This is a genomic window from Buttiauxella warmboldiae (genome assembly GCF_003818135.1).
In the GTDB taxonomy this organism is placed as follows: Bacteria; Pseudomonadota; Gammaproteobacteria; order Enterobacterales; family Enterobacteriaceae; genus Buttiauxella; species Buttiauxella warmboldiae.
This window is the reverse complement of the sequence record NZ_RPOH01000070.1, coordinates 1-17,948: the sequence shown is the minus strand read 5'-3', so window position 1 is coordinate 17,948 and position 17,948 is coordinate 1. Positions and strand designations below refer to the sequence as shown.

Below are 17,948 nucleotides of genomic sequence, written 5' to 3'. Positions count from 1 at the left end.
ATCGGTACCCATTAAAAAAAGAGGCCAGGATAACCTGGCCCGAATCAATATGTTATCAGGCGCTGCGACGCAGTAGCCCCTGTTTTTTTAGCCAGATGAGCAAAATAGAGATCGCGGCAGGGGTGATCCCGGAAATGCGCGCCGCCTGTCCGATCGACACCGGTTTGTGATCGTTAAGTTTGGCGATGACTTCGTTGGACAGCCCGCTTACCAGGCTGTAATCCAGCGTGGCTGGCAGCACGGTATTCTCGTTGCGCTGCTGTTTATCGATCTCTTCCTGCTGGCGAGCGATGTAGCCTTCGTATTTAACCTGGATCTCAACCTGCTCAGCAGACTGCGGATCGGCAAGGCCCGGTGCAAACACGGACAGCTCCATCATGCTGGCATAGGTCATTTCCGGGCGGCGCAGCAGATCTTCACCGTTGGCCTCACGCGACAGCGGGGCGCTTAGCTTCGCGTTCACTTCTTCCACGCTTTCAGAGTGCGGATGCAGCCAGATATCTTTCAGGCGCTGACGCTCAAGCTCGATGCTTTCCAGCTTCTGGTTAAAGCGCGCCCAGCGTTCATCATCGACCAGGCCCATTTCACGACCCGCCGCGGTTAAACGCAGATCGGCGTTGTCTTCACGCAGCATCAGGCGATATTCCGCACGCGAGGTAAACATGCGGTACGGTTCTTTAGTGCCCAGGGTGCAAAGATCGTCAACCAGTACGCCAAGGTAGGCCTGATCGCGACGCGGTGCCCAGCCCTCTTTCTCAGCAGAGAAACGAGCTGCGTTCAGGCCTGCCAGCAAACCTTGCGCAGCGGCTTCTTCGTAACCGGTAGTGCCGTTGATCTGCCCGGCAAAGAACAGGCCCTGGATATATTTACTTTCCAGCGTTGGTTTGAGGTCACGAGGATCGAAGAAGTCATACTCGATAGCGTAGCCCGGACGTACGATCTTCGCGTTTTCCATCCCTTCCATCGAACGGACGATCTGCATCTGCACATCAAACGGCAGGCTGGTGGAGATACCGTTTGGATAGATTTCATTGCTGGTTAAGCCTTCAGGCTCAAGGAAGATTTGATGCTGGTTACGGTCGGCAAAACGCATCACTTTGTCTTCAATGGAAGGGCAGTAACGTGGCCCAATCCCTTCGATAACGCCCGCGTACATCGGGCTGCGATCGAGGTTATTGCGAATAACGTCGTGCGTTTTTTCATTGGTGTGCGTGATGTAACACGGTACTTGCGCAGGATGCTGATTCACATTTCCCATGAACGAGAACACCGGCATCGGGGTATCGCCATGCTGCCGGGCAAGCACGCTGAAATCGATGGTGCGAGCGTCAATACGAGGTGGAGTACCGGTTTTCAGACGACTGACACGCAGTGGCAGTTCACGCAGACGGCGAGACAGGGAGATGGACGGCGGATCGCCTGCACGGCCACCGCTGTAGTTATCCAGCCCGATATGAATTTTGCCATCCAGGAATGTCCCGACGGTCAGTACCACGGATCTTGCGCGGAACTTCAGGCCCATTTGCGTAACAGCACCCACAACGCGATCGTTCTCGACAATCAGATCTTCAACAGCCTGCTGGAAGATCATCAGATTGGGTTGGTTTTCCAGCGCGGTGCGTACCGCCTGGCGATAGAGCACTCGATCAGCCTGAGCTCTCGTCGCCCTTACCGCAGGCCCTTTGCTCGCGTTTAGTATCCTAAACTGGATACCGGCATGGTCGATAGCTCTGGCCATCAAACCGCCTAAAGCATCCACTTCTTTAACCAGATGTCCCTTGCCAATACCGCCGATTGCCGGGTTACAGGACATCTGTCCCAGCGTGTCGATATTGTGAGTCAAAAGAAGGGTTTGTTGGCCCATCCGTGCAGCGGCCATTGCAGCCTCGGTGCCTGCATGACCCCCGCCAATGATGATGACGTCAAAAGGATCTGGATAAAACATGGTACTGCCTCACGGTTTTGCAAATGGGGGATGAGTGATTCCCGGGGTTGGCGATTCTACTTAACTTTAGCCTTTCGAGAAAGTATCGGGATCGTCGGTAATTAAAAGAAGATCTTTTTTATTTAAAGATCTCTTTATTATGATCTCTTATTAGGATCGACATGTTCTGTGGATAACCGCTTTTATGGCAAAGAGATCAACCAATTAAGAAGGATCATTAGCTGTGAATGATCGGTGATCCCAGAACGTATAAGCTGGGATCAAAAGTAGTAGTTATGCACAACTCAAAAAGTGAACAGCAGTTGTTATTGGGATAACTACTGCTTAACCCAAGCTTTTAAGCATACTTATACACAGATAAAAGTCAGATCTTTACAAATCCTGGAGTAAATTCTTCCAGGATCCGACCCAAATCTCGGCTGGATCTTCAGGAATATCGTGATCGAGGATGTTCACCTTCAGTAAAGTGCCCACTCTTTTAGCGCCACACTCGGTCAAAAGCGTGTCCAGTTTCTCAATCGCGCCGCAAAAAGTGTCATATTCACGGCTGCCGATCCCGACTGCACCATAATGAAGGGTACTCAGATCCGGGCGCGCTTCATCTATTGCATCGAACAAAGGTTGCAGATTGTCAGGAAGATCTCCGGCGCCATGCGTGGAAGAGACAATCAGCCAGATCCCGCTGGTTTTTAGATCTTCGAGCTGGGGTCCATGAAGCGTCCGGGTAGAAAAACCTGCTTCATTCAGCTTCTCAGCCAAATGTTCAGCGACATATTCGGCGCTGCCCAGAGTACTGCCGCTAATCAGAGTAATGTCTGTCATTGCTGCCCACCTTTTCGAAACGATGGGCATTGTACGCTGTGTAAGGGCTGCTTACTACCTGTGGATAATATGGGTATTAAAAATATTCCTCAGGGCTTGATGGTGCGCATGATCGGGTTCTGGAGGGAGATCAGCGTTTCAGTGGACTGAATTTCATCGATTGTTTGGATCTTGTTGATAAGTACCTGTTGCAGCGCATCGATTGATCGACACATCACCTTAATAAAGATGCTGTAGTGGCCGGTGGTGTAATACGCCTCGGTCACTTCTTCCAGGCTTTCGAGTTTAGCTAAGGCAGAAGGATAGTCCTTGGCACTCTTTAAGATGATGCCGATAAAACAGCAGACGTCATAACCCAGCTGCTTCGGGCTGATATCGATACGCGCACCGGTAATGATTCCTGCCTGTTTCATCTTCTCTACGCGAACGTGAATGGTGCCGGGACTAACCCCGAATTGTTTCGCCAGTTCTGCGTATGCGGTACGGGCATTTGCCATTAATGCTTCGAGGATGCCGCGATCGAGATTGTCGATCTGATAATTATCCATCACTTTTTCCTATGATTAATAACGATAGTTCAGCTTTTATAGCCTTAAATTAGTTAATTAAAAACAGGTAAGGCTTTTTTATTGTTGATTATTGAATGTGATGCCCTTCTTGTTGCTTAATCATCGGCAGTAAAACAACACAATAAAGAGAACGCTATGAAAACTGCCTGGATCGCTAAACAACGTCAGATTAGTTTTGTTAAGTCCCATTTTTCCCGTCAGCTGGAAGATAAGCTTGGTTTGATCGAGGTCCAGGCGCCGATTCTTAGCCGCGTGGGGGATGGCACTCAGGACAATCTGTCTGGTTGTGAAAAAGCGGTGCAGGTTAAGGTGAAAACCTTGCCGGAAGCGCAGTTTGAAGTGGTGCATTCGCTGGCTAAATGGAAAAGAAAAACGCTCGGCCAGCACGACTTCAGCGCGGGCGAAGGGCTTTACACGCATATGAAAGCCCTGCGCCCCGATGAAGATCGTTTAACCCCAATTCACTCTGTGTATGTCGATCAGTGGGACTGGGAGCGTGTAATGGGTGAAGGCGAGCGCCATCTCGGTACGCTGAAGCAAACGGTAGAAAGCATCTGGGCGGCAATGAAAGCCACGGAAGCCGCTGTGAGTGAACAGTACGGTTTGACGCCTTTCCTGCCCGAACAAATTCACTTTGTTCATAGTGAAGAATTACAACGCCGTTTCCCCGATCTGGATGCCAAAGGGCGGGAGAGAGCGATTGCTAAAGAGCTGGGCGCGGTGTTCCTGATCGGTATCGGCGGTAAGCTGGCGGATGGCAAACGCCACGATGTTCGCGCCCCCGATTATGATGACTGGTCTACAGCCAGCCTGGGTGATTTTAAGGGGCTGAACGGTGACATCATGGTCTGGAACCCGGTGCTGGAAGATGCGTTTGAACTTTCTTCTATGGGGATCCGCGTGGATGCGCAAGCATTGCAGCGTCAGCTGGCGACCACCGGCGATGAAGATCGTCTGCAGCTTGAGTGGCACCAGTCCCTGCTGAAAGGTGAAATGCCGCAAACTATTGGCGGCGGCATCGGGCAGTCGCGTTTGGTGATGCTGTTACTGCAACAGCCGCACATCGGCCAGGTGCAGTGCGGAGTGTGGCCCTCAGAAGTTCACGCTAAAGTCGCATCGCTGCTGTAAGCATGATTAACGCCGCCAGCGACGCAGCAGGCGGCTACGCATCCCGGTGTCAAAGCGCCAGATATGATCGAATATGCGCATGATGCCGGGTTTGCCATGGGCGGACATCGCCACCGCATGAAAACGATGCTGGTGGCGGCGCTGGAGATCTTTAACCTGCATCACCACCTCATCCGGCAGCCGCTGGGCAATAAAGTCTGAAATCACCACTGCATCGGCGTCATGCCATTCACTGCCCTGCATTTTTTCAGCGATCGCTCGAAAACAGCTCGCCAGATCGGTACCGCCGCGAAAGCGCTGGCTCAGAAAACGGATCGCCTGCTCTATTCCATCAGCTCCAGACACTTCATAACGCACCACTTCGCTGGAGAACAGCATAATAAAGCAGCGCCGGTTGTCGGCCAGCGCCACGCGCATCAGTGCCAGGCAAAAAGCTTTGGCGCACTGTTCGTTAAAGCCGCCCATTGAACCGGATGTATCCACACAAACAATAAACGGCCCGCGCGGCTGTTGGTCAAAATCCTGGTGCACGACAGGACGTTCAACCACTTTCTCGCGCCAGGCATCGCCATGTAACCGGTAGGTCAGCAATTGCTTTTCCACCAGCCTGCGGTAGAACTCAAACTCCAGCTCGCTAATGCCGAGCGTTGCCAGTTCGGGCGGCAGTAAACGCAAGATGTCATCACTACGCTGCAATCCATCAACCTGTTCCGGTACGCATGCTGGCTCGCGTACCAGCATGCGCCAGGTTTCGGCTGGCGCATCTTGCTTTGGCACGGCTTTGGCTTCTTTCGAACGCCCTAGCTGTTCAGCCAGCTTCAGCAATTCCGGCTGACCGGCAAGAAAGTCGCCGTACTCAACGATAAGCTGGTAATCCCCGCGTTTAAGCGTTCCTGCGCTCATATCCCACAGCCGCCCGGCGGCGTTATCACTATCGACCATAACCGGTTCAAGTTGGCCGCTTAACGCCAGGCGCTGCTCAACTTCTGCCAGCAGCTGGTCACGTTCATCTTCCAGCAATTGCTGGTTAAGCGATGTCGTCTGTACCACCAGGCTCAGCCGCCAGCGCTGCAAAAATAGGGTTTGCTGTGCGGCTGTCAGATGAGGCGTTTCAGCCACCGTTTTTTGCATCTGCCCAAAAAACGGTGAATCGAGGCTTTCCAGCAGCAGTAAAATCTGCGGCAGTGCTGCCGAGAGCTGGCTGCTGGTGAGCAGCTGGCTTTGCTGATAGCACAGAACTTCACGTGCCAGATCTTGCGGCACATTAGTTTCATGCAGCCGCGCCTGAAGTAATTCACGCCAGCGGGGAATGTCTCTGGTGACCGCGTTTTTCATCCGCGGGAATTTTTCAAAAAACAGCGCCAGCTGAGGAGTGGCCAGCAACGCGACTATGATCCCTTCAATAAGCTCTCCCTCGCCAATGGTGAGGATTGCATCAAGAGCTTCAACGCTGAGCATCAGTGGCGCGCCTGTTTAATCTGTTCCGCTATGTCCTGCAGGCTGGCTTCAATTTTCCCGAGCCATTGCTGGTGGATAAACAGGCATTTTTGCTGGTCGTTAAAGCGCTCATGCTGCTGGTGGAGCAGCGCTTCCAGAGAGTCGAGCTGCTGTTTGATCTCTTCCGGCATCCCCTGCTGCTGTTTGCCGGGCATCATCAGGCGTGTACTTTGCAGGCTGATATCGCGCAAAACCAGATGCTGGCTGCTATCGACCTCGATGTTCAAGACCTGGGCAAAACCAATACCGTTGAGTTTGCCGCGCAGCTCACCCCCCTTTATTAACCACTGAGCACAGGCTTCGCGGGAAACAGCAATATGGATAACCTCGATATCGTGCAGTTTCAACGGCTGCTGAAGCAGCAGCGTCAGCGTTTCCCCCGTCAGATAATCAGGCAGCTGGTACTGCGGGCGACGGCTGAACATTCCGCCCTGTTTGGTGACGGTAATCGCTTCGCGGTCGCTCTGTTGCTGCTGCAGCTGGATGCGGCGCTGCACGATGGCGGCTAATTTACTCAGCATGGCATGCTGCTGCCAGGCGTGCCCGGTCATCAATACTTCCAGCTGCTGTTGCATTAAATTCATCGCGGCAGTGTCATGCCACAGGCAATCTTTTAGCAGGATCAAATCGATGGGGGCGACGGCATTGCGCCCGCTAAAGAAGGCGCTGGCCTGCAGCAGGCGCAGGGCTTTCTTCCAGCGGCGGTCGGAAACATAAGGCGCGCCCGGTATATTTTCTAGCTGCTGGCGCAAAGTGAAAATCAGCTCAAAAACAGTATCTGGCAGCAAAACCGTGCTGATTTCTTTTTGCCACTGGAAATACTCCTCGTCAGAAACCTGCAGATTTTCCGGCACCGGATTGTGGTTTTCATCATGCTGGCTGACGAGCATCGAGCGGAAATTACCTTTATCCTGCACTTTATCGAGCCACAGGCGAATCAGCATTCGGTCATACAACGCTTCCAGGCTGCTGTCGGCTTCGGGGAGTTCGTTGGATGCCGCCACCAGCAAACGCATCGGGATTTTCTCTTCGCTGGCCCCGTTGCGAAAACGGCGTTCGTTGATGGCGGTCAGCAGGGTATTGAGGATCGCAGGCCCGGCCTTCCAGATTTCATCAAGAAAGACGATTTCCGCTTCCGGCAAATAGCCCGCGGTCAGGCGCTCATAGCGGCCTTCATCTTTTAAAGCCTGGATGGATAACGGGCCAAACACCTCTTCCGGCGTGGAGAAGCGCGTCATCAGGTATTCAAAAGCGCGTGCATGCTGAAAGGCGAACTTCAGGCGGCGGGCAATCAAACTTTTGGCGATACCCGGCGGGCCAAGCAGGAACACACTTTCACCGCTCAACGCTGCCAGCAGGCAAAGCCGCACCGCGTGGCTGCGTTCAAACAATCCTTGTTCCAGCGCTGAGCTAAGCCGTGAAATTCTTTCAGCCAACAAACGTGATTGAGCCATAATTAGCATTGCATCCTTACGCGGTATAAACCCCAGTGGGTTAGCGAGTATATCGTTCAGCTATATTAGCGTTAATGGATTGATGTACGGCTATTTTTTCCCTGACATAAGTTAAGCCTGTGGTATTTAGAGGTATGACTTCCTTGATTATCGTGCATACTGTGCGCCTTTTTGTGGGCCAAGGGACTAAGCACACGCTTTCAGGATTCCAACAAAAGATTAGTCTATGAGCGCTGATAATAAACAATCATTGCCTGCGATAACGCTGGCTGCAATTGGGGTGGTATACGGTGATATCGGTACCAGCCCGCTTTATACCCTGCGGGAATGTCTGTCTGGTCAATTTGGTTTTGGCGTAGAACGCGACGCCGTATTTGGCTTTTTGTCTTTGATTTTCTGGCTGCTGATCCTGGTCGTCTCGGTGAAATATCTCACTTTTGTTATGCGTGCTGATAACGCGGGTGAAGGCGGTATATTGACGCTGATGTCTTTGGCTGGGCGTCATACTTCGGCAAAAATGACCTCGGTGCTGGTGATCATGGGATTGATCGGCGGCAGCTTCTTCTATGGCGAGGTGGTCATCACGCCGGCAATATCGGTGATGTCGGCCATTGAAGGGCTGGAGATAGCCGCACCGCAGCTTGACGCCTACATCGTGCCGCTGTCGATAGTGGTCCTGACGCTGCTGTTTATGATTCAGAAACACGGTACCGGTATGGTGGGTAAACTGTTTGCTCCGGTGATGATGCTGTGGTTCCTGGTGCTGGCGGTGTTAGGCGCGCGCAGTATTATGGCCAACCCGGAAGTGCTTCAGGCGCTGAACCCTGCCTGGGCGATACACTTCTTCCTGGAATATAAAACCGTTTCGTTCTTTGCACTCGGTGCGGTGGTGCTTTCTATTACGGGAGTTGAGGCGCTGTATGCCGATATGGGCCACTTCGGTAAATTGCCGATTCGCATTGCCTGGTTTTCCGTGGTGCTGCCGTCTCTGGTGCTGAACTATTTCGGCCAGGGCGCGCTGCTGCTTAAAACGCCGGAAGCGATTAAGAACCCGTTCTTCTTGCTGGCGCCTGACTGGGCGCTGATCCCGCTGATGATTCTGGCAACGCTTGCCACCGTTATCGCCTCTCAGGCGGTGATTTCCGGCGTGTTCTCGTTGACGCGCCAGGCCGTGCGTCTGGGGTATCTGTCGCCAATGCGCATTATCCACACCTCGGAAATGGAATCCGGGCAGATTTATGTGCCGGCTATTAACTGGCTGCTCTATATCTCGGTGGTTATCGTGATTGTCAGTTTTGAGCACTCCAGCAACCTGGCGGCCGCTTACGGTATTGCGGTAACCGGTACTATGGTACTGACCTCTATTCTTTGCTGTACGGTTGCCGCCCAAAGCTGGCGCTGGAACAGAATTGCCGTGCTGCTGATGGGTTTTGCATTCCTGTGTATCGATATTCCATTGTTCTCGGCAAACGTGGTGAAAATTTTCTCCGGGGGCTGGCTGCCGCTCTGCCTGGCGCTGGTGATGTTGATCATTATGACGACCTGGAAAAGCGAACGTTTCCGCCTGCTGCGTCGTATGCATGAGCATGGAAATTCCCTGGAAGCGATGATTGCCTCACTGGAAAAATCGCCGCCGGTACGTGTGCCGGGCACCGCGGTTTATATGTCCCGTGCGCTGAACGTGATCCCTTTCGCGATGCTGCATAACCTCAAGCACAACAAAGTGCTGCATGAGCGGGTGGTACTGCTGACGCTGCGCACCGAAGATGCGCCATACGTTCATAACGTGCGCCGTGTCGCTATTGAACAGCTTTCGCCAACCTTCTGGCGCGTAGTCGCAAGCTATGGCTGGCGCGAAACGCCAAACGTGGAGGAGGTGTTCCACCGCTGCGGCCTGGAAGGGCTGAGCTGCCGCATGATGGAGACATCGTTCTTTATGTCGCATGAGTCGCTGATTATCGGCAAACGTCCATGGTATTTACGCCTGCGCGGTAAGCTGTTTATGGCCCTGCAACGCAACGCCCTGCGCGCGCCTGACCAGTTCGAAATTCCACCCAACCGGGTTATCGAGTTAGGAACCCAGGTAGAGATCTAATCACTGCGCCTCTTCATCCGAAGGGGCGTTTTTTCATCGAAACCGTCATCTTTGCCTGCTGTTTTTCTCCTTGTTTATGTCCGCACGTTTATCTCCTTTGTTTTGCCACAGATCGGCGAAACGTTTCGATAGCGATCACATTTTCGTCACGCGCTGGTTGTTTTCCCATCACTACATTTCCTACACTTTACCTCAGCGAAACGTTTCGCTGGTGGAGTAAAAAAATGAAGAAAGGCAAAGTTCTCAACGCTGATATCTCGTCCGTTATTTCCCGTCTTGGCCACACCGACACGCTGGTGGTTGCTGACGCCGGGTTGCCCATTCCACACGCGACACCGCGTATTGATTTGGCCCTGACTCACGGCGTACCAGGTTTTATGCAGGTCGTTGAAGTCGTAACACAAGAGATGCAGGTTGAAGCGGCGATCTTAGCTTCGGAAATAAAACAGCATAATCCCCAGCTCCACGAAACGTTGCTCAGTTACATCGGGCAGCTGCAACAACACCAGGGAAACACCATTGCGGTTCGTTACATCAGTCATGAGCAGTTCAAGCAGCACACCGCGGAGAGTCGGGCGGTTATTCGCAGCGGGGAGTGTTCCCCGTATGCGAATATCATTCTCTGTGCAGGCGTCACATTCTGAGGCAAGCCATGGAACCGTTACTGCAATTAAAAGGGATCGATAAGTCGTTCCCGGGAGTAAAAGCCCTTTCCGGTGCGGCGCTGAACGTTTATCCAGGACGCGTAATGGCGCTGGTGGGCGAAAACGGCGCGGGCAAGTCCACCATGATGAAAGTGCTCACCGGCATCTATCAACGCGATGCGGGCTCGCTGCGGTGGTTGGGTAAAGAAACCACCTTTCATGGCCCGAAAGCCTCACAGGAAGCGGGCATTGGTATTATTCACCAGGAGCTCAACCTGATCCCGCAGCTCAGCATTGCGGAAAACATCTTCCTTGGCCGTGAATTCGTCAACCGTTTTGGCAAAATCGACTGGCACACGATGTATGCCGAAGCGGATAAATTACTCGCCAGACTCAACCTGCGTTTTAACAGCCAGAAACTGGTGGGCGACCTGTCGATTGGCGATCAGCAAATGGTCGAAATCGCCAAAGTGCTGAGCTTCGAGTCGAAAGTCATTGTGATGGACGAACCGACTGACGCATTGACGGATACCGAAACCGAATCTTTATTCCGCGCGATCCGCGAGCTAAAAGCTCAGGGGCGCGGCATCGTTTATATCTCGCACCGCATGAAAGAAATCTTCGAGATTTGTGATGACGTAACTGTGTTTCGCGATGGGCAATTTATTGCTGAACGCGCAGTGGATACGCTCACTGAAGATACGCTTATCGAAATGATGGTCGGGCGCAAGCTTGAAGAGCAATATCCCCATCTGGATAAAGCACCCGGTGAAATACTCCTGCGCGTTGATAACCTCTGCGGGCCCGGCGTGCATGACGTGAGTTTCAACTTGCGCAAAGGCGAGATCCTCGGCGTTGCCGGTTTGATGGGCGCGGGTCGCACCGAATTAATGAAAGTGCTGTATGGCGCACTGCCGCGTACCGGCGGTTATGTGGCGCTGAATGGCCGTGAAGTAGTGACGCGTTCGCCGCAGGACGGCCTGGCAAACGGTATTGTCTACATCTCTGAAGACCGTAAACGCGACGGCCTGGTGCTCGGCATGTCGGTAAAAGAGAACATGTCGCTGACCGCGCTGCGCTATTTCAGCCATAACGTGGGTAGCCTGCGGCACAAAGATGAACAGCAAGCGGTACAGGACTTTATCCGTTTGTTCAACGTGAAAACCCCGTCGATGGAACAGCCCATTGGCCTGCTTTCCGGTGGCAATCAGCAAAAAGTGGCGATCGCCCGTGGCCTGATGACGCGCCCGAAAGTATTAATTCTTGATGAGCCGACACGCGGCGTTGACGTGGGGGCAAAAAAAGAAATTTATCAGTTAATCAATCAGTTCAAAGCCGATGGGTTAAGCATCATTCTGGTGTCGTCCGAAATGCCCGAGGTGCTCGGGATGAGCGACCGAATTATGGTGATGCATGAAGGGCATACCGGCGGGGAATTTACTCGCGAAGAGGCCACCCAGGAAATGCTTATGGCGGCCGCCGTCGGTAAGCTAAATCGCGTGAATCAGGAGTCTGCAAAATGAGTACCCAGTCTATTCCGACCCGTCGCTGGTTCACTAAAGCGTGGCTGTTAGAGCAAAAATCACTGATCGCACTGCTGGTGCTGATTGCGGTGGTTTCGAGCCTTAGCCCGAACTTTTTTACCGTCAATAATCTGTTCAATATCCTGCAACAAACCTCCGTGAACGCCATTATGGCGGTGGGGATGACGCTGGTTATTCTCACTTCCGGGATTGACCTGTCCGTGGGCTCTTTACTGGCGCTCACCGGAGCGGTAGCCGCATCGATTGTGGGCCTGGAAGTGAATGCGCTACTGGCCGTTGCCGGAGCGCTGGCGCTGGGTGCCGCGATCGGGGCCGTGACCGGGGCGATCGTCGCTAAAGGGCGAGTGCAGGCATTTATCGCCACGCTGGTGATGATGCTTCTGCTGCGTGGTGTGACCATGGTGTATACCAACGGCAGTCCGGTGAACACCGGTTTTTCTGATAACGCCGATCTGTTTGGCTGGTTTGGTATTGGCCGTCCGCTGGGGATCCCGACGCCGGTGTGGATTATGGGCGTTGTCTTCCTGGCGGCATGGTACATGCTGCATCACACGCGGCTGGGCCGCTATATCTATGCGCTTGGCGGTAACGAAGCGGCAACGCGTTTGTCCGGCATCAGCGTCAATAAAGTCAAAATTATCGTTTACTCACTTTGCGGCTTGCTGGCCTCTTTGGCTGGGATCATCGAAGTGGCGCGTCTTTCTTCTGCGCAACCGACGGCGGGGACAGGCTACGAGCTGGATGCCATCGCGGCGGTTGTACTTGGCGGCACAAGCCTCGCGGGTGGGAAAGGGCGTATCGTTGGGACGCTGATCGGTGCGCTGATCCTGGGATTCCTTAACAACGGTCTGAATTTATTAGGTGTTTCTTCTTATTACCAGATGATCGTCAAAGCCGTAGTTATTTTACTGGCGGTGCTGGTGGACAACAAAAAGCAGTAACAATCATAACCCTACAGGACATCTGACTATGAATATGAAAAAGCTGGCTACTCTGGTTTCCGCGGTGGTGCTCAGCGCCACCGTAAGCGCAAACGCAATGGCCAAAGACACTATCGCGCTGGTGGTTTCCACCCTCAATAACCCCTTCTTCGTTTCTCTGAAAGACGGCGCACAAAAAGAGGCTGACAAGCTGGGCTACAACCTGATTGTTCTGGATTCGCAAAACAACCCGGCAAAAGAGCTGGCTAACGTGCAGGACCTGACGGTTCGTGGCACCAAGCTGATGCTTATCAACCCAACGGACTCCGATGCGGTCGGCAATGCGGTGAAAATGGCGAACCAGGCTAAAATCCCGGTCATTACGCTCGACCGTATGGCGAATCAGGGGACGGTGGTGAGCCATATCGCTTCTGATAACGTCGCCGGTGGTAAAATGGCGGGCGACTTTATTGCTAAGAAGCTGGGTGAAGGTGCGAAAGTTATCGAACTGCAAGGTATCGCCGGTGCCTCTGCCGCGCGTGAACGGGGAGAAGGCTTCAAACAAGCGACTGCTGCACACAAATTTACCGTTCTGGCGAGCCAGCCTGCTGACTTCGACCGTACTAAAGGCCTGAACGTAATGCAGAACCTGCTGACAGCGCATCCTGACGTACAGGCGGTGTTTGCGCAGAATGACGAAATGGCGCTGGGCGCACTGCGTGCGCTGCAAACCGCCGGTAAAACTGATGTGCTGGTTGTGGGCTTCGATGGTACGGCTGATGGAGTAAAAGCTGTTGAAGGCGGCAAACTGGGGGCCACGGTGGCTCAGATGGCTGACCAGATTGGTGCTATCGGCGTTGAAACCGCTGACAAGGTTCTCAAAGGTGAGAAAGTTGAGTCCAGTATCCCGGTTGATTTAAAACTGATTACGAAATAAGACCAAAGCAAAGCAGGGCACCGCGCCACTCCGGGAGCTGGAGTGGCGCACTTAACTGGACTGATAAAAATGAAAACTAACGGTAAGCTTGTCGTTCTTGGCAGTATCAATGCCGATCATATCCTTAATCTCGAACATTTTCCGACGCCGGGTGAAACGGTCAGCGGGCAAGAGTATCAGGTGGCGTTTGGCGGGAAAGGGGCCAACCAGGCCGTTGCTGCCGGACGCAGCGGCGCAGACATTGCTTTTATTGCCTGTGTGGGTGAAGACGACACCGGAAGCCGCGTTTGCAAACAGCTGGCAAACGACAAAATCGATACCTCTCCGGTCAGCACTATTAAAGGTGTCTCTACAGGTGTTGCGCTGATTTTCGTCAATGGTGCCGGGGAAAATGTGATAGGTATTCACGCCGGGGCGAACGCGGCATTAACGCCAGCGCTGGTGGCCGAACAGCAGCAGAAAATCGCAGAGGCTTCAGCACTTTTAATGCAGCTTGAGTCACCGCTGGCAAGCGTGCTGGCGGCGGCGAAAATAGCCCATCAGCACCAGACCAAAGTCGTGCTTAATCCTGCGCCTGCCTGTGAACTCTCTGACGAGCTGCTCGGGCTGGTGAATATGATTACGCCAAATGAAACCGAAGCGGAAAAGCTGACCGGCGTGCGGGTCGAAAATGACGATGACGCGGCGCAGGCTTCTGAGCGACTTCATGCCAAAGGGATTGAAACTGTGATTATCACACTCGGTAGCCGCGGCGTCTGGCTGAGTGAAAAAGGTAAAGGCCAGCGTGTTCCCGGTTTTAAAGTCAAAGCCGTGGATACTATCGCTGCGGGCGACACCTTTAACGGTGCGCTGGTCACCGCGTTGCTGGAAGAAAAACCGATGAGTGAAGCGATTCGTTTTGCCCATGCCGCCGCCGCGATTGCCGTAACTCGCAAGGGGGCTCAACCTTCCGTGCCGTGGCGTCACGAAATCGACGAGTTTTTGCAACAGCAAGGATAATCATGGCCACCATGAAAGACGTCGCGAAGATGGCTGGGGTTTCGACCTCTACCGTTTCCCACGTCATTAATAATGACCGTTTCGTGAGTGACGCCATTCGCGCTAAGGTCGATGCGGCAATCACCACGCTTAACTATGCGCCATCTGCTCTGGCGCGTAGTCTTAAACTCAATCAAACGCATACGATAGGGATGTTAATCACCGCCAGCAGTAATCCGTTTTACTCTGAACTGGTGCGCGGCGTTGAACGCAGCTGCTTTGAGCGCGGTTATAGCCTGGTGTTGTGTAATACCGAAGGTGACGAACAGCGCATGAACCGCAATCTGGAAACGCTGCTGCAAAAGCGCGTTGACGGCCTTTTGCTGCTATGTACCGAAACACACCTTCCTTCGCCGGTCATAATAAGCCGCTATCCTGCTATTCCCACCGTGATGATGGACTGGTCGCCTTTTGATGGCGAATGCGATGTTATTCAGGATAATTCTTTACTCGGTGGCGAGATGGCCACGCAGCATCTGATCGCTAATGGCTACACCCGAATCGCCTGTATTGCTGGCCCGCAGGATAAAACCCCGGCGCGTTTGCGGCTGGAAGGTTATCGCAATGCCATGAACCAGGCAGAACTTGAGATTCGTGAAGGTTACGAAATCATCGGTGACTTTGAGTTTCAGGGCGGTTTCACTGCGATGAATTCACTGCTGGCGCTGGAAGAACCGCCGCATGCCGTATTTACCGGCAACGATGCCATGGCGGTCGGGGCATATCATGCCTTGTATCAGGCTGGTTTGAAGGTGCCGCAGGATATGGCGGTAGTCGGCTATGACGATATTGAGCTGGCACGCTATATGACGCCGCCGCTCACCACTATTCACCAGCCTAAAGATGAACTGGGTGAGCTGGCCGTGGATGTGTTAATTCATCGAATGGCGCAACCCACGCTGGAACAACAGCGCCTGTTTCTCACCCCTGAGCTGGTGGAGCGTGGCTCCGTCTAGCGCTTAATCATGTTGCGCCCGTCTTTCGGGCGTAACAGCAAGAACACCAGCGACGCAACCAGCGTCACAGCCCCCATCGTCAGGAAGGTGTAGTGGAACTGCTCGACAGTATTGATACTTTCGATACCTTCATACAGACGCAGCACCGCCGCACTTACCGCTACGCCAAGGCTGATTGCCAGCTGCTGGGTGACGGCCAGCACGCTATTACCGCTACTGGCGTTTTCATCGGTGAGATCGGCAAGCGTAATGGTGTTCATCGCCGTGAACTGCGTGGACATCGCCATTCCCAGAATAAACAGCGGCAGTATCAACAGCCACACCTCCCCCCCTGGCGTCTGCAATGAGAACTGCCCAATCAGCAAACCGATAACCAGCGTAACGCCCACTAACGTTTTCCGATAGCCCAAGTGGCGCAACACTTGCGTTACGGTAGATTTTGCCAGCAGAGACCCGATTGCGGTTGGCGCCATCATGCAGCCGGCGATCAGGGCCGAATAGCCAAAACCGACCTGCAGCATTAAAGGCATCAGGAAAGGAACGCATCCCGTCCCTAAACGCGAAGCGAGATTGCCGATAATCCCAATGGAGAAGGTTCTGGTACGGAACATCGGCAGGGCGATAAGCGGCGTTGGGTGGCGGCGGGCATGCCAGATATATGCAGCTAACAGAAGCAGTCCTCCGACGATGGTCAAAAGACCGATATAGCTGGCAACAAGATGTTCGCCGAATAACTCCATCCCGCTCGAAATACACACCAGGCTCAGGCCAAACAAAAGAAAACCGGTCATATCGAAACCGCGGCGTGGCGTTGTAAAGTTGGGCATGTATTTGCGGGCGTAGATCAGCCCGAGAATGCCGATAGGTATATTAATGAGGAAAATCCAGTGCCAGCTTGCCCACGTCACTAATACACCGCCAAGCAGCGGGCCTAAGATCGGGCCGACAAGCCCTGGCATAGTGACAAAGTTTAATACCGGCAGGAGTTCGCTGCGCGGATAGGCACGTAATAATGCTAAGCGGGCGACCGGCATCATCATCGCTCCGCCGATCCCCTGTATTACGCGAAAGGCGACTAATTCCCCGAGCGAGCCTGACATCGCGCAGGCAAACGAGCCGAGAGTGAAGAGGGAAACCGCGACCATAAACACACGCCGCGTGCCAAAGCGGTCAGCAAGCCAGCCGCTAACGGGGATTAACATCGCCACCGTGAGGGTGTAGCTGATAATCGCGGATTGCATCGCCAGCGGTGAGCGCCCCAGACTTTGGGCGATTGCGGGTAACGCCGTGTTGAGAATCGTGGCATCCAGCGCCTGCATAAAGAAAGCCATTGCCGCTATCCACGGTAATCCGGCCATACTGCGAGCTGTTTTGGTCATTTTGATCCTGATGTTTAACGCAGCCAGAAACGCGCGGCTTTACCCTTGAGTAAAAGGTTCTTTTAACAGTGTCTGGCCGGCGAGTAACGCGGCCTGGCTGTCGCCCTGAGTAATGGCATCAACAATTGCCTGATGCAGATCGAGCTTAATCACCTGGTTATCGGTTATTGCAGTGAAGTAATTGTAATAAATAGAACGGAATAAGTTAGCGAAAGAACAAAGGAAAGGGTTGCCACTCATGGCATAGATTTGTTCATGGTAGGCCATATCGACCTCTATCCAGCGCTGGCGGTCAAATGCCGCTTTCAGCTTTACCATCTCTGCCATCATCTCATTAAGCAATGCTTTCTGCTCAGCGCTACCATTAATCGCCGCCATTGCGCAGGCTTGCGGCTCGAGGCTATTGCGCATGACGAGGAAGTACTCCACTACGTCAGTAAAGTTCTCCTCGGTCATCCACCAGGTGAGCAGCTCCTTATCAAGGAAGTTCCAGTGGCTGCGAGGCATAACGCGGGTACCAATGCGTGGGCGCGGTAAAACCATCCCTTTCGCGGTCAATGTCTTTACCGCTTCTCGTACCGCGGTGCGGCTAACGCCGAAGATTTCACCCAATTCGATTTCGCCGGGCAAAATGCTACCCGCCTGGTACTCCCCCCGAAGAATGCGTTGTGCCAGTTTTTCCGCAAGAACATAGGAAAGGTTCTTTTGCGCCGCGAGCTGTTGTGCAGAGAGAGACATATAGGCAATTCCTTTAGCTTTGTTTCTGTTAGTAGTATGCCATCGGGCCTCCTTTTCTGATGTTTAAAACAGCAAAAATCTCGTCTTTCAGGGCTTTTGCAGGGTTTTTGTCGAAAAAAAAGACTGTTGATAATCTTTTTGCAATAAACGCTTGTCAGCTTCCGTAAAATCCCTATACTGCGCCTCCACTGACACGGCACAACGGCTTACCAACCGGCCCGTCAGCCAGACGAAAAGCGAAAATAAACGCTTGACTCTGCAGGAGGAAAGCGTAATATACGC

The 17,948-nt window shown here is 53.2% G+C and carries 16 protein-coding genes; 8 read left to right on the top strand and 8 right to left on the bottom strand.

Annotation, left to right across the window (positions count from 1 at the left end; genetic code table 11):
- Nucleotides 1-55 precede the first annotated feature (55 nt).
- From mnmG to asnC, 3 genes are all read right to left on the bottom strand, one after another.
- Entirely contained in the window at nucleotides 56-1,945 is a 1,890-nt protein-coding gene (mnmG, locus tag EHN07_RS15980) for a tRNA uridine-5-carboxymethylaminomethyl(34) synthesis enzyme MnmG (protein WP_124025048.1), read from the bottom strand.
- 372 nt (nucleotides 1,946-2,317) lie between these two features.
- Nucleotides 2,318-2,767, bottom strand: a complete 450-nt coding sequence (mioC, locus tag EHN07_RS15975) for an FMN-binding protein MioC (protein ID WP_124025047.1) — start codon at nucleotides 2,765-2,767, stop codon at nucleotides 2,318-2,320.
- 89 nt (nucleotides 2,768-2,856) lie between these two features.
- The gene (asnC, locus tag EHN07_RS15970) at nucleotides 2,857-3,315 is read right to left on the bottom strand and encodes a transcriptional regulator AsnC (RefSeq protein WP_124025046.1); all 459 of its coding nucleotides are present in this window, start codon (nucleotides 3,313-3,315) and stop codon (nucleotides 2,857-2,859) included.
- Nucleotides 3,316-3,471: 156 nt separating this feature from the next.
- On the opposite strand from asnC, the gene asnA reads away from it, so the two are divergent.
- Nucleotides 3,472-4,464, top strand: coding sequence for an aspartate--ammonia ligase (gene asnA / locus EHN07_RS15965; protein WP_124025045.1), 993 nt, complete (start codon nucleotides 3,472-3,474; stop codon nucleotides 4,462-4,464).
- A gap of 6 nt (nucleotides 4,465-4,470) precedes the next feature.
- On the opposite strand, the gene viaA is transcribed toward asnA, so the two are convergent.
- Together viaA and ravA are read right to left on the bottom strand one after the other, a co-directional pair.
- Complete coding sequence (gene viaA, locus EHN07_RS15960; RefSeq protein WP_124025044.1) at nucleotides 4,471-5,922, bottom strand: ATPase RavA stimulator ViaA; 1,452 nt, start codon at nucleotides 5,920-5,922, stop codon at nucleotides 4,471-4,473.
- Nucleotides 5,922-7,415, bottom strand: coding sequence for an ATPase RavA (gene ravA / locus EHN07_RS15955; protein WP_124025043.1), 1,494 nt, complete (start codon nucleotides 7,413-7,415; stop codon nucleotides 5,922-5,924). The genes viaA and ravA overlap by 1 nt, the downstream gene beginning before the upstream one ends.
- Nucleotides 7,416-7,641: 226 nt before the next feature.
- Between ravA and kup the strand changes: the two genes are divergently transcribed.
- From kup to rbsR, 7 genes are all read left to right on the top strand, one after another.
- Complete coding sequence (gene kup / locus EHN07_RS15950; RefSeq protein ID WP_124025042.1) at nucleotides 7,642-9,510, top strand: low affinity potassium transporter Kup; 1,869 nt, start codon at nucleotides 7,642-7,644, stop codon at nucleotides 9,508-9,510.
- Between the two features lie 224 nt (nucleotides 9,511-9,734).
- On the top strand, nucleotides 9,735-10,154 hold the full coding sequence (gene rbsD / locus EHN07_RS15945) for a D-ribose pyranase (protein ID WP_124025041.1): 420 nt from the start codon (nucleotides 9,735-9,737) through the stop codon (nucleotides 10,152-10,154).
- 8 nt (nucleotides 10,155-10,162) lie between these two features.
- Nucleotides 10,163-11,677 carry a ribose ABC transporter ATP-binding protein RbsA gene (gene rbsA / locus EHN07_RS15940; RefSeq protein WP_124025040.1) on the top strand — a complete coding sequence of 505 codons (1,515 nt, stop codon included), beginning with the start codon at nucleotides 10,163-10,165 and terminating at the stop codon, nucleotides 11,675-11,677.
- The gene (gene rbsC / locus EHN07_RS15935) at nucleotides 11,674-12,639 is read left to right on the top strand and encodes a ribose ABC transporter permease (RefSeq protein WP_124025039.1); all 966 of its coding nucleotides are present in this window, start codon (nucleotides 11,674-11,676) and stop codon (nucleotides 12,637-12,639) included. The genes rbsA and rbsC overlap by 4 nt, the downstream gene beginning before the upstream one ends.
- Before the next feature lie 28 nt (nucleotides 12,640-12,667).
- Nucleotides 12,668-13,555 carry a ribose ABC transporter substrate-binding protein RbsB gene (gene rbsB, locus EHN07_RS15930; protein WP_124025038.1) on the top strand — a complete coding sequence of 296 codons (888 nt, stop codon included), beginning with the start codon at nucleotides 12,668-12,670 and terminating at the stop codon, nucleotides 13,553-13,555.
- A 69-nt stretch (nucleotides 13,556-13,624) separates the two neighbouring features.
- Nucleotides 13,625-14,554 carry a ribokinase gene (rbsK, locus tag EHN07_RS15925; RefSeq protein ID WP_124025087.1) on the top strand — a complete coding sequence of 310 codons (930 nt, stop codon included), beginning with the start codon at nucleotides 13,625-13,627 and terminating at the stop codon, nucleotides 14,552-14,554.
- A 2-nt stretch (nucleotides 14,555-14,556) separates the two neighbouring features.
- Nucleotides 14,557-15,549, top strand: coding sequence for a ribose operon transcriptional repressor RbsR (gene rbsR / locus EHN07_RS15920; protein ID WP_124025037.1), 993 nt, complete (start codon nucleotides 14,557-14,559; stop codon nucleotides 15,547-15,549).
- Here the strand turns inward: rbsR and mdtD are convergent.
- From mdtD to EHN07_RS20545, 3 genes are all read right to left on the bottom strand, one after another.
- The gene (gene mdtD, locus EHN07_RS15915; protein ID WP_124025036.1) at nucleotides 15,546-16,928 is read right to left on the bottom strand and encodes a multidrug transporter subunit MdtD; all 1,383 of its coding nucleotides are present in this window, start codon (nucleotides 16,926-16,928) and stop codon (nucleotides 15,546-15,548) included. The genes rbsR and mdtD overlap by 4 nt on opposite strands.
- Nucleotides 16,929-16,967: 39 nt before the next feature.
- The gene (locus tag EHN07_RS15910) at nucleotides 16,968-17,666 is read right to left on the bottom strand and encodes a FadR/GntR family transcriptional regulator (protein ID WP_124025035.1); all 699 of its coding nucleotides are present in this window, start codon (nucleotides 17,664-17,666) and stop codon (nucleotides 16,968-16,970) included.
- Between the two features lie 87 nt (nucleotides 17,667-17,753).
- Nucleotides 17,754-17,948: hypothetical protein (locus EHN07_RS20545; protein WP_208647003.1), on the bottom strand; the 195-nt coding region annotated here is incomplete at its 5' end.

Coding starts and splice junctions, on each gene's coding strand:
- mnmG (WP_124025048.1), bottom strand. CDS start 1,945: ATGTTTTATCCAGATCCTTTTGACGTCATCATCATTGGCGGGGGTCAT.
- mioC (WP_124025047.1), bottom strand. CDS start 2,767: ATGACAGACATTACTCTGATTAGCGGCAGTACTCTGGGCAGCGCCGAA.
- asnC (WP_124025046.1), bottom strand. CDS start 3,315: ATGGATAATTATCAGATCGACAATCTCGATCGCGGCATCCTCGAAGCA.
- asnA (WP_124025045.1), top strand. CDS start 3,472: ATGAAAACTGCCTGGATCGCTAAACAACGTCAGATTAGTTTTGTTAAG.
- viaA (WP_124025044.1), bottom strand. CDS start 5,922: ATGCTCAGCGTTGAAGCTCTTGATGCAATCCTCACCATTGGCGAGGGA.
- ravA (WP_124025043.1), bottom strand. CDS start 7,415: ATGGCTCAATCACGTTTGTTGGCTGAAAGAATTTCACGGCTTAGCTCA.
- kup (WP_124025042.1), top strand. CDS start 7,642: ATGAGCGCTGATAATAAACAATCATTGCCTGCGATAACGCTGGCTGCA.
- rbsD (WP_124025041.1), top strand. CDS start 9,735: ATGAAGAAAGGCAAAGTTCTCAACGCTGATATCTCGTCCGTTATTTCC.
- rbsA (WP_124025040.1), top strand. CDS start 10,163: ATGGAACCGTTACTGCAATTAAAAGGGATCGATAAGTCGTTCCCGGGA.
- rbsC (WP_124025039.1), top strand. CDS start 11,674: ATGAGTACCCAGTCTATTCCGACCCGTCGCTGGTTCACTAAAGCGTGG.
- rbsB (WP_124025038.1), top strand. CDS start 12,668: ATGAATATGAAAAAGCTGGCTACTCTGGTTTCCGCGGTGGTGCTCAGC.
- rbsK (WP_124025087.1), top strand. CDS start 13,625: ATGAAAACTAACGGTAAGCTTGTCGTTCTTGGCAGTATCAATGCCGAT.
- rbsR (WP_124025037.1), top strand. CDS start 14,557: ATGGCCACCATGAAAGACGTCGCGAAGATGGCTGGGGTTTCGACCTCT.
- mdtD (WP_124025036.1), bottom strand. CDS start 16,928: ATGACCAAAACAGCTCGCAGTATGGCCGGATTACCGTGGATAGCGGCA.
- EHN07_RS15910 (WP_124025035.1), bottom strand. CDS start 17,666: ATGTCTCTCTCTGCACAACAGCTCGCGGCGCAAAAGAACCTTTCCTAT.